Annotated in this window: 8 protein-coding genes and 1 pseudogene; 3 read left to right on the top strand and 6 right to left on the bottom strand. The window is 62.5% G+C overall.

Annotated features, from left to right (window positions below):
- Positions 1–44 precede the first annotated feature (44 nt).
- Genes ACSSV4_RS20010 through ACSSV4_RS20025 form a run of 4 tightly spaced genes read right to left on the bottom strand, consistent with a single transcriptional unit; the run spans position 45 to position 3,949 of the window.
- Positions 45–1,409: a TRAP transporter large permease gene (locus ACSSV4_RS20010; RefSeq protein WP_454276869.1), complete on the bottom strand. Its 1,365-nt coding sequence runs from the start codon at positions 1,407–1,409 to the stop codon at positions 45–47.
- Complete coding sequence (locus ACSSV4_RS20015; RefSeq protein ID WP_354544536.1) at positions 1,406–2,008, bottom strand: TRAP transporter small permease subunit; 603 nt, start codon at positions 2,006–2,008, stop codon at positions 1,406–1,408. The genes ACSSV4_RS20010 and ACSSV4_RS20015 overlap by 4 nt, the downstream gene beginning before the upstream one ends.
- Before the next feature lie 55 nt (positions 2,009–2,063).
- Positions 2,064–3,107 (bottom strand): TRAP transporter substrate-binding protein, encoded by a 1,044-nt coding sequence (locus ACSSV4_RS20020; protein ID WP_454276870.1) that lies wholly within the window; start codon positions 3,105–3,107, stop codon positions 2,064–2,066.
- 29 nt (positions 3,108–3,136) lie between these two features.
- Positions 3,137–3,949 carry an NAD-dependent epimerase/dehydratase family protein gene (locus ACSSV4_RS20025; RefSeq protein ID WP_454276871.1) on the bottom strand — a complete coding sequence of 271 codons (813 nt, stop codon included), beginning with the start codon at positions 3,947–3,949 and terminating at the stop codon, positions 3,137–3,139.
- 174 nt (positions 3,950–4,123) lie between these two features.
- Here ACSSV4_RS20025 and ACSSV4_RS20030 point away from each other — a divergent pair, with 174 nt between their 5' ends.
- A complete protein-coding gene (locus ACSSV4_RS20030) occupies positions 4,124–4,858 on the top strand; it encodes a FadR/GntR family transcriptional regulator (RefSeq protein ID WP_454276872.1) in 735 nt (244 codons plus the stop codon).
- Positions 4,859–4,877: 19 nt separating this feature from the next.
- Positions 4,878–5,771, top strand: a complete 894-nt coding sequence (locus tag ACSSV4_RS20035; RefSeq protein ID WP_454276873.1) for an SMP-30/gluconolactonase/LRE family protein — start codon at positions 4,878–4,880, stop codon at positions 5,769–5,771.
- Between the two features lie 205 nt (positions 5,772–5,976).
- Here ACSSV4_RS20035 and ACSSV4_RS20040 read toward each other — a convergent pair whose 3' ends face one another.
- Positions 5,977–7,851 (bottom strand): ABC transporter substrate-binding protein, encoded by a 1,875-nt coding sequence (locus ACSSV4_RS20040; protein WP_454276874.1) that lies wholly within the window; start codon positions 7,849–7,851, stop codon positions 5,977–5,979.
- Between the two features lie 133 nt (positions 7,852–7,984).
- Positions 7,985–8,593, bottom strand: a complete 609-nt coding sequence (locus ACSSV4_RS20045; RefSeq protein ID WP_454276875.1) for a recombinase family protein — start codon at positions 8,591–8,593, stop codon at positions 7,985–7,987.
- A gap of 94 nt (positions 8,594–8,687) precedes the next feature.
- Between ACSSV4_RS20045 and ACSSV4_RS20050 the strand changes: the two are divergent.
- A pseudogene (locus ACSSV4_RS20050) lies at positions 8,688–10,475 on the top strand (DUF4158 domain-containing protein); the annotation flags it as partial.
- Positions 10,476–10,629: the final 154 nt, after the last annotated feature.

The raw sequence follows: 10,629 nt of genomic DNA on the forward strand, positions 1-10,629 counted from the left end.
TGGCATGGGATGTCCTTTCGGTGGTGGGTGGGCGCGTGGCCGCGTCAGTTCAGCATGCGGTCGGGCAATGACAGCGCGATCTCGGGAAACGCCATCACCAGCCCGAGCCCGACAAGCTGCAACAGCACGAAGGGCAGAACCCCGCGAAAGATCGTCGCCATCGCGATCTGCCGACCGGCAATCGCCTTTAGATAGAACAGCGACATGCCGAAGGGCGGCGTCAGGAACGAGGTTTGCAGGTTGATGGCAATCAGGATCGCGAACCAGAAGATCACGTCCCCGCGCGCCACATGCGGCGCAAAGTCCAGACCGATGATGATCGGGGTAAAGACCGGCAGGATGATCAGCGTGATCTCGACCCAGTCGAGAAAGAAGCCGAGCACGAACATCACCCCCATGATCAGCCCCAGCGTCCCCCAGGGGCCAACGCCGAGCGCGGCAATGATGCCCTCGATCAACTCGTCTCCGCCGAGAATGCGAAAGATCAGCGAAAACGCCGTCGCGCCGATGAAGATGAAGAAGATCATCCCGACCATCCGCGCCGTGCGCTGGCAGACATCGTCGATCACCGACCATGACGCGCGCCCTTTCAGTGCCGCCAGCAGCAGGGCGGCCAGCGCGCCGACACCCGCCGCCTCGGTCGGAGTGGCGATGCCGCCGAAGATCGAGCCGAGCACCGCCAGGATCAGGATCACCGGCGGCATGAGCCCGCGCAGGACCAACAGCCCGAGCGGCGTGTCGTCATCGGCGATGAGCGGGACGCGCCGTGGTGTCATATGAGGGCGGAGCAGCGCGGTCAGGAAGATGTAGAGCGCGTAGAGCCCGGCCAACAGCAGCCCCGGCAGCACTGCCCCGAGAAACAGCCGCCCGACCGAGACCGACATCATATCGGCCATCACCACCAGCATGATCGACGGCGGGATCAGAATCCCCAGCGTCGCCGAAGAGGCGATGGTCCCGGCGGCCAGCCCGCCATTGACCTCGGCGCGCAAAAGGCTGGGCAGCGCGAGGGTTGTCATCATCACCACCGACGCCCCCACGATACCGGTCGTCGCGGCAAAGATCGTCCCCAGCCCGGTGATCGACAGCAGCAATCCCCCCGGCATCCGGTGCAGGACCCGGTCGAGCGCGGACAGAAGATCCTCTGCCAATCCGCTGCGTTCCAGCATGGTCCCCATGAAGATGAAACTCGGCACCGAGACGAGAACCAGGTTCTCGGCGATCCCGCCCCAGATCCGCGGCACCAGATTGAAGAACATGATCGCGGGCATGTCCCCGAGCAGAATGGCCAGCCCGCCGAACAGCACCCCGACCCCGCCCAGCACGAAGGCCACCGGCAGACCGGTGAACATGCCCGCCGCCAGCGCCGCGAACATCGCAAGCGGCAGAACATCGACCAGCGCGCTCATGCGTCCTGCCCCGGCGTGCCGATGAGTGTCGAAAGGCGGCTGCCCTCCAGATCCGCGTCACCGCGCAGAAACACCACGATCCGCAGCGCGATGCTCAACCCCGCGAGGAATGTCATGCCAAAGCCGATCAGCAGCGCGCTCTTGATGATCCAGCGATTCGGTATGCCGCTGGCCGCGGTCGATCCCTCGCCGTTGATCCAGGATTGATGCACGAACCCCCAGGCGAAAAAGATCATCATCGCCATGTAGGGCAGCAGCGCAACAAGGATACCGGCCAGCTCGATCCAGGCGCGCCGCCGCGCCGTCATCCGCTCGCGCAGGATGTCGAGACGGACATGCGCATTCTCAAGATAGGTATAGCCGAGCGCGGTCAGGAAGATCACGCTATGCAAATGCCAGGAGAATTCGCGCAGCTTCACCGCCGACAGGTAATCGGCCAGAACAGATCCGAACAGCGCTCCGTGAACACCCGGAACCTTGCGCACGATCACATCAAGCATGACCGTCGCGATCAGCAGCAGCACAAGGCGCGCGCCATTGCGCCCGACAAGGCGCACCACCCGGTCCAGCGCGAAGGCGAGGTGAAGCAGTCCGGTCATCATCTGTCCTTGTCAGAAAGGCGGCGGGCCGTTTGAGCGGCCCGCCGGAACGGGCTCAGTTCCGAGGCAGATACGCCCGGTCGGCCCAGAGCTTGTAGCGGGAACGGAACTCCGAGAAACTGTCCCACATGCGCGCCCAGTCCGGATTGGCGGCCTTTTCCTCCTCGACCACCTCAAGCCAGGTCGCGTGGAACGTATCAAGCCACTCCTGCGGATAGGTGTGCAACGTCACGCCATCGGCGACATGCTGCTCCAGCGCCGCGAATTGCGTCGCCTCGCCCTCGGCCATGGTTTCCAGAATGGCCGCCTTGCACGAGACATGGATTGCCTCCTTCGCCCCGTCCGAAAGACCGTTCCACGCCGTCAGGTTGACCAGAAGCTCGTTGATCGCCTGTTGCTGATGCCAACCGGGAAAGTAATTGTGCTTCACCACTTCCGGCAGCCCGGCGCTGCGGTCGTTGGCGGGGAACGAGAGCTCCGCCGCGTCGATCGTGCCAAGCTCGATGGCCTGATAGATCTCGCCGCCGCCCATCAGTTGGGTCGAAACGCCAAGCTTGGTGAAGACCTTGGAGCCAAGCCCGGCAAACCGCATCGACAGACCCGCCAGGTCACCAACCCCGCTCAGCGGCTGCTTGAACCAGCCGCCGGTTTCGGCAACGACATTGCCGCAGGGATACCAGTAGATATTGTCGCGCGCATAAAGCTCCTGCGCCAGTTCCAGACCGCCGCCATTGAAGATCCAGGCGTAGTATTCCGGGGCCTGCGGACCGAACGGGATCGCCGAGACGAAATCATAGGCCGAGTTCTTCGACACCTCGAACCCGGCGGCCCCAAAGGCCGCATCGACAGATCCCTGGCTCACCGCGTCGTAATACTGGATCGCCGGGACAAGATCGCCCGGATCGAACACCTTGATTTTCACCTCACCGCCGGTGAACGTCTCGACGCGCTCGGCCAGAAGATGCGGCACCGGGCCGATCACGGCGGAATTCCGGCCTGCAAAGGTGTGCAGGTTTAGATTTTGCGCCATGCCCGGCATGGCCGCGACGGCGAAAACCGTCGCGCCCCCCAGGATGGCCAGTTTCTTGAGAATCGTCATTTTGCTTCCTCCTCCTCCATTGTGTCGTGTCAGGTCCGGCGCGCGCGTCCGCCCAGAACGCGGGCCGGGTCGCCGCGATATTCCGCGCCGACAAAGCCGCCGCCCTGAAGCGCACGGGACAGCGGATTGGCTTCGCGGGTGGCCGCGTGATCGAATGTCGCGGCATGGCTCTCGGCATTGTCCAGCGGGCGGTATCCCAGCTCATGCGCGCGGCTGTTGTCCCACCAGCCCCGGTCATTGCCGGAGACACCCCAGACGATCTCGTGATGCAGCGTCGGCGTCTCGAGCCCGATGGCAAACAGCTGCGCCAGATCGCGCCGCGATACCCAGGTCGAGAGAAACCGCTCGTTGGTCGGTTTCTCGAAGCAACTGCCGATTCGCACCGACAGGATACCGACGCCATACTGATCGGATACATACTGCCCCAGAAGCTCGCCAAAGGCCTTGCTCAGCCCATAGCGCGTGTCCGGTCGCGGCCGTTCTTCGGGCGTCAACCGCACGTCGCGCCGGTAGAATCCGACCACGTGATTGGAGCTGGCAAAGACGATCCGCCGGACCCCCGCCTTGGCGGCGGCGACGAAGAAATCATAGGTGGCATCTATGTTTACGCGCAGGATCGGTGCCCAGTCGTCCTCGACCGACAGCCCGCCAAGGTGGATGATCCCGTCAATCCCGTCGAGAAGGCGCGCATGCGTGGACCGCTCCGTCAGATCGGCACGCACCACCTCCTCGCCTTCGGCGGCCGGGTCCATCGCGGCAATATCGCTGCATCTCAGTAGCTTATATCGTCCGCGCAATTCCTCGCGCATGGCCAGGCCCACCTGTCCGGCGGCACCAGTCATGAGCACCCTCGACACTGACATGACCCTGCATCCCGCTTGAATTCATCATGCCATCACTTGTATGATGACTGATGATATGCTTACCTTCTGAAAAATGCGATTGCAACTGGAATTCCAAACCACGCTGGAATACCTCAGGTTGGATCGCGCCGTTAAAGTGCAGAAAGGACCGATGTGACGCCGCCCAGGACCCAGACCTCCGCACCGCAGCTTGGAAAGATCCGCTCGCGATCCAAGCTCAGCGAGTTGATCTCGGAGCAGTTGCGGGATCTCATCCTTCGCGGAGAATTGGCACCGGGCGCACAACTGCCGACGGAGAGCGAGATGATCGAGCAGTTCGGAGTCAGCCGAACGGTCGTCCGCGAGGCGGTGTCGGCGCTCAAGACCGACGGTCTCGTCACCGTGCATCAGGGACGGGGTGCGTTTGTCGCGACGGATCGCACCTTGCAGCCCTTTCGCATCGTCAATCCGGGGCTGAGCGAACGCGATCACATCGTGCAGATTCTGGAGTTGCGGCTGTGCCATGAGGTCGAGACGGCCGCATTGGCCGCCGAACGGCACACGGCGGACCAGATGGCCGAGATCGACCGCGCGCTTACTGCCATGGCCGAAGCCGTACGGCATGATGAGCCGGCCTATGAGCAGGATTTCGCCTTTCACGTCGCCATCGCCCAGGCGACCGGCAACCTCTATATCGCCAACTTTCTGAGCTATCTCGGCCCGTTCATCATTCCGCGCCCTGCTCTGCGTGCACGAATGAGCCGCGACCGCCGTGACTATGTGGAAACTCTTCAGATGGAACATGCCGAGATCCGCGATGCGATTGCGGAGCGCAACGCCGAGGCCGCGTCGCGGGCGATGCGGACCCATCTGACCCGCGGTCTCGATCTCAATCGGCAGTCCGGCTGAGCCCGGGATTGGCGGTCCGATGACAAATCCCACCGTCGATCTTGTCTTCTCCGGCCCTTTCGGCCTTGCCGAAGGCATCGTCTGGTCCGAGGACGCGCAGGCCTTGCTCTGGGTCGATATCGTGGGCAAAGCCGTGTTTCGCGGAGATCCGGCCACGGGCCAACTCGAGAGGTTCGAGATGCCGACCGAGGTCGGCTTCTGCTTTCCTGCCGCGGCGGACAGGATCATCATCGGGCTCAATGACGGCGTTGCCCTGTTTGATCCCGCCACCGCTGCGTTCACCGCGCTGTCGAGACCGGAACCCTTTTCCGTCGGCACCCGTTTCAACGATGCCGCGCTAGACCGCAGCGGGCGGCTCTGGGCCGGGACGATGCCCCTTGCCGGGCCGGGCCACGCGCCGGAGGGCGCGCTGTTCTGCATCACCGGCGACGGCACGGCGACCCAACGGTTCGGCGCGTTCTGGATACAAAACGGTCTCGCCTTCAGCCCCGATGGCAGAACCGGCTATGTCTCCGACTCCTTCTCCGACGCCCAGATGATCTGGCGCTACGATCTCGACAGCGAAGGACGACCGGATGATCCCGTCCCCTTCTTCGACACCTGTGCGATCGACGGGCGGCCCGATGGCGCCTGTGTCGATGCCGACGGGTGCTACTGGATGGCTGCGAACGACGGCTGGCAGGTCGTGCGCATCGCACCGAATGGCGAGATCGACCGCCGCATTCCGCTGCCGGTTGCCAAGCCAACCAAACTTGCTTTCGGTGGCCCGCGATTCGACACCCTGTTCGTCACGTCGATGGCGACAGGCTATGCGCCACATATACCGCCAGAGGCCCAGCCGCTTGCCGGTGCGGTTCTGGCGCTGAATGTCGGCGTGGCGGGTCTGCCCGACGCCCGTTTCACCGTGTCATAGAGGCGGACCACCTAGCGCCTGCGCACGATTTACAGCGACCCTGCAAGGGCGCGCACTCAGGCAAGCACGACACCTTTTGGCCCACGGCAACCGTGATCGCAAACGCCGACCCAAACACCGCCCTGTGTGCCCCCTTTTCAAAGCCCCAACCGGACCATACAGTTGCCACCACATCACGCACGGAAGGTTGCGGGCTTCTTCTCGATCAGGCGGCGAGCCAGACCTTTTCAAGGTGCATCTCGCGCAGCGGGTGCCGCTGATAGTTTTTCACCGCGTCGGTGTGATGCATCGCCAGCTCTCTCCAATAGGGCTGTACGATCACGCCGCTTTCCTGAAGCATCTTCTCGAGTTCAGCCATCAGCGGGCGTCGGGCGGCGGGATCGAAAATGCCAAGCGCCTCGGTCAGCTTGGCATCGAATTCCGGGTTCGAGTGCCCGCTTTCGTTCCACGCCTCGCCCGAGCGGTAGGCCAATGCGTAGACCTGCACCCCGAGCGGACGCCCACCCCAGGAGGTGGTCGAAAAGGCGTATTTGGTCCAATCGTTCCAGAAGGAGGCACCGGGCAGCGTCGTGCGTATCACGTCGACCCCCGCGTTGCGCAATTGCGCCGCGACCGAATCCGCAAGGATACGCAGCTCGCCGTCGTCAATGGACGTAAGTTCGACCTCGGTCACGCCTGCGGCTGCGAGTATCTCCCGCGCTTTTGCGACGTCCTGGGGAGGTCGCGGCACCTCGGCGTACTCGGGATGAACAGGGGCCACGTGATGGTTATCCGCCACCGAGCCAAGGCCCGAGATTGCCAGTTGGAGGCATATTTCGTTGTTTATGGCAAGCTGCACAGCGTTGCGCACGCTCTGATCCGTGAAGGGCTCGGCGTTGACATTCATGCGCGCCACAGCCGTTGTCGCCGTAAGCGCCACGGCACGGTTCAGCCCCATCGCGTTGAAGAGTTCTTCCGAGTTGCTCTGGGTCTCGTCGTTCATGTGGATCTCACCGCCATCGAACGCGGCCGCGAAGGTGGCGTCGTTATTGCCGAGGTCGATGAACTCGAGCCCGTCGAGATAGACCTCGCCACCCCACCACTTGCCATCCTCGCGGCGCTTGAGTACGGCGTTTCCTCCGACCTCGAATGAAACGAGTTCGAAGCCACCGGTTCCGATCGGCGCGTCCTGCAACTGCCCGGTGAAACTCTGGTGGACACAGAGCGCAGGGTAGTCACCGAAGGACGGGATCAACGAAATGTCCGCCACCACGAGGCTCAACTGCACCGAGTAGTCGTCGATCTTCTGAACGGCCGCTTCCGTTGCCACGGCCTCTCCGTCGGCGCGCAGCGCCGTCAGACGCGCCGCCATCGCGTTGCCCTCGACCCTGCTGTCGGACATACGGATGATGTTGTACACCACGTCGTCGGCGGTAAAGGGATCACCGTTGTTCCAGACTGCATCACGCCGCACATTGAGCGTGTAGGTGCGGGCGTCGTCGCTGACCTCCCAACTTTCGAGAAGCGACGGCGAAAAGCTGCCATCTGCCTCCCACCGCACCAGTGGTTCGCAGAATTGGCGCGCCACGTTGGCCTTTTGTGGCCAGTCGTAGGTGCGCGGATCGTTGATGTCGAGGATTTGCTGACCGATGCGCAACACGCCCCCGCGCTTGATCTCCTGCGCCTTGGCTCGTGTCGGGGTTACAGCCCCGATCATTGCACCCGCCATACCCGCGCTCACGCCGAAAATGCTGGCGAGCGCCATGAATTCCCGGCGGTCGAGCCGTCCGGCGCGAACTTCGCGTGCCCAGTTCTTCACGCGGTCGTCTTTGTCGTCTTGCATCTCGTTCACTCCCTGTTGGAATTGTTTCTTCCCAGACAAACGTTCACCAAGCCGTTGGACAAACGGGTAGGTCGGCAGGCGCTCGACACGGTGCGCGCGGATCCCGAACCGATCCTCGAGCGTGACGCCCGTCGCCGAACCGCCCCAGCCGACATGGCTTTCGCTGCAGATCATCATCCACGGTTCGAGCTGTCCGTACAGCAAATAGTTTTCGCCGCGCCCGTCCATGTGCGGGATGTTTGGAGATTCACCGGCCATGCCCAACGGTCGCGTAGCCCTTAATTGGGCTCTGCCTCAATTTGTGTGGCGGAACGGTAGCATTCTCGCCCGCAACAATTCTGGAGCGTCCCGGCCGTACATGGGGTAGATTCCGGTAGGGGGCAGGATCGTATCATAAGGCTTTCTGTCGGTGACGTTTGACGATCTCCGTGACTGTGTTTTTTGAGATCCCGAGATCGCGGGCGATCCAGCGGTAAGATCGACCACCTTCCACGGCCTGAAGCACCTTTGGCGCGAGCTTGTCGGACTTCGGACGTTGGCCGGGCTGTCTGCCGAGCTTTTTGCCCCTTGCCCGTGCGGCGGCGAGGCCGGATTTCACACGCTCGCTGAGGAGGTCACGCTCAAACTGGGCAATGCCTGCCAACATGGTGACCATCATCCGTCCGTGGGGTGTGTTGAGTTCAAAGGTCATGCCGTTCATGGCAACAACCGAGACTTTCCAGCCTGCAAGCCTGTTCAGGGTATCGAGCAGATCCTGGGTGGAACGCCCCCAACGCGAGAGCTCGCTGGCCAGGATCGCATCGATCTGCCGGGTCTGCGCGAGATCAAGCAACCGACTGCGGGCGGCTCGATTTGCCGATGCCCCGGAAGCCGTTTCCTTGAACACGCCGATTACATCGTAGCCGCCACGTTCCGCGAAGGCGGTCAGTTCGGCCACCTGCCGCTCGCAGGACTGGTCGGATGTGGAGACCTTGGCGTAAATGGCCGCGCGCTGTCCCATTTGAACCCCCTTGGATTTTGGCCTTGCAAGCCATTGATCTTGCTGGTGCAGATTTTGTCCCGAACAGACTAATGACTAACAAGGACAATTCAGCATGCCAAGACGGTCCATTCTGACCGAACGACAGCGCTCTACGCTGTTTGATTTGCCCACTGATGAAGCCACCCTCCTGCACCACTACACCCTGGCCGATGATGATATCGAACACATCCGCACCAGGCGGCAGGCGCGTAATCGGCTTGGCTTCGCACTGCAGTTGTGCGCGTTCCGGTATCCCGGTCGTCTTCTGCTGCCGTGGGAGATCATCCCCCTGGAAGTGAGCCGCTTCCTCGCTGCACAGCTTTGCGAACGCTCCGAAGACCTTGCCTGTTACGCCGAGACCGATGTGACACGGCGCAGGCACCTGATCGACCTTCGCCGGATTTACGGCTTCAAGGTGTTCTCGGGCCGTCGTGCGCGTGACTTGAAGGCGTGGCTTGAGCGCGAGGTCGAAACGGCCCGTTCCAACGAAGACCTGGCGCGCCGGTTTGTCGAGGAATGCCGTCGGACACAGACCATCCTGCCCGGTGTCTCGGTCATCGAGCGGCTGTGCGCCGACGCCCTCGTAGCGGCGGAGCGCAGAATAGAAAGCCGGATCGCCGCCAGGGCTGATGACCAAATGAAGGAACGGCTGGACGCGATGCTGACCGAGATGGTCGATGGCAAGGTCAGCCGGTTCGTCTGGTTGCGCCAGTTCGAGGTGGGCAACAACTCGGCGGGGGCATCCCGGCTCCTGGACAGATTGGAATTCCTGCAGGCATTGGCAGTGCCGCCCGGAATCCTGGAGGATGTTCCGCCCCATCGGGTCACGCGCCTGCGCCGTCAGGGTGAGAGATACTTTGCCGACGGGCTACGCGACATCACCAGCGACCGGCGTCTGGCGATCTTGGCAGTCTGCGCCATCGAATGGACCGCGACCATCGCTGATGCGGTGATCGAGACCCATGACCGGATTGTTGGCAAAACTTGGCGGGACGCGAAGAAACTGTGCGATGCGCGGATCGCCGATGCCAGATCTTCGCTGCAGGAGACGTTGCGGTCATTCAAAGACTTGGGCGCCGCCCTGCTGGAAGCCAAGGGAGATGACACATCCCTCGACGTGGCCACGGAAGCGGCATGCGGTTGGACACGTCTCGAAAATATGGTGGCAACCGCTGCCGAGCTGACCGACACGATGGCCGCCGACGCTCTGGCGCATGTCGTTCACGGATATCACCGGTTCCTGCGCTATGCGCCACGCATGCTGCGTGTGCTCGATGTCCGGAACGCCCCTGTGGCTGCGCCTTTGGTGAAAGCCGCCAAAATCCTCGCCGAAGATCAGACCGATGCGCCCCGCCAGTCCTCGTTCCTGCGCCGCACGTCAAAATGGCATCGCCACATCAATGCCCAGGAGCCCGATGACAACCGGCTTTGGGAGGTCGCCGTGCTGTTCCAGATCCGAGAAGCTTTCCGTTCCGGCGATATCTGGCTCCCGCATTCCCGGCGCTACGCTGACCTAAAACAGGCACTTGTGCCGATGGAGGCGGCGAAGGCGTCGCCGCGACTGACCATGCCCTTTGAGCCGGAGGTCTGGCTTGAAGATCGTAAACCGCGATTGGCGGAAGGCATGAATCGATTGGCTAGAGCCGCCCGAACTGGCGCAATCCCAGGTGGATCTATTGAAAATGGCGTTCTCAAGTTGGATCGCCTCACCGGCACCGTGCCCGGCAATGTCGACGACATGGTGCTCGATCTCTATGGCCGCCTGCCCGCAGTCCGCATCACCGATCTGCTGCAAGAAGTCGATGACGATATCGGCTGCACTGAAGCATTCACTCATCTACGCACCGGCGTTCCCTGTAGAGTAAGCCTCCGGCGGCGGCCGTCTGATCTCGTGATCGATCCGATGGTAAGTCCGACGTTATGGCCTGCTGCCGGTTTCGTGGACACGAAGATAAGATCGTGACCATGGAATTGGAGAGTGGATATGACGAGACGGAAGTTCAGCCGCGAGTTCA

This window comes from Roseovarius sp. MBR-154, from assembly GCF_053628595.1.

Excerpts from the sequence above, each read along its gene's own strand:
- ACSSV4_RS20040 (WP_454276874.1), bottom strand. The coding sequence starts at position 7,851 with ATGGCCGGTGAATCTCCAAACATCCCGCACATGGACGGGCGCGGCGAA.
- ACSSV4_RS20025 (WP_454276871.1), bottom strand. The coding sequence starts at position 3,949 with ATGACTGGTGCCGCCGGACAGGTGGGCCTGGCCATGCGCGAGGAATTG.
- ACSSV4_RS20035 (WP_454276873.1), top strand. The coding sequence starts at position 4,878 with ATGACAAATCCCACCGTCGATCTTGTCTTCTCCGGCCCTTTCGGCCTT.
- ACSSV4_RS20045 (WP_454276875.1), bottom strand. The coding sequence starts at position 8,593 with ATGGGACAGCGCGCGGCCATTTACGCCAAGGTCTCCACATCCGACCAG.
- ACSSV4_RS20010 (WP_454276869.1), bottom strand. The coding sequence starts at position 1,409 with ATGAGCGCGCTGGTCGATGTTCTGCCGCTTGCGATGTTCGCGGCGCTG.
- ACSSV4_RS20020 (WP_454276870.1), bottom strand. The coding sequence starts at position 3,107 with ATGACGATTCTCAAGAAACTGGCCATCCTGGGGGGCGCGACGGTTTTC.
- ACSSV4_RS20015 (WP_354544536.1), bottom strand. The coding sequence starts at position 2,008 with ATGACCGGACTGCTTCACCTCGCCTTCGCGCTGGACCGGGTGGTGCGC.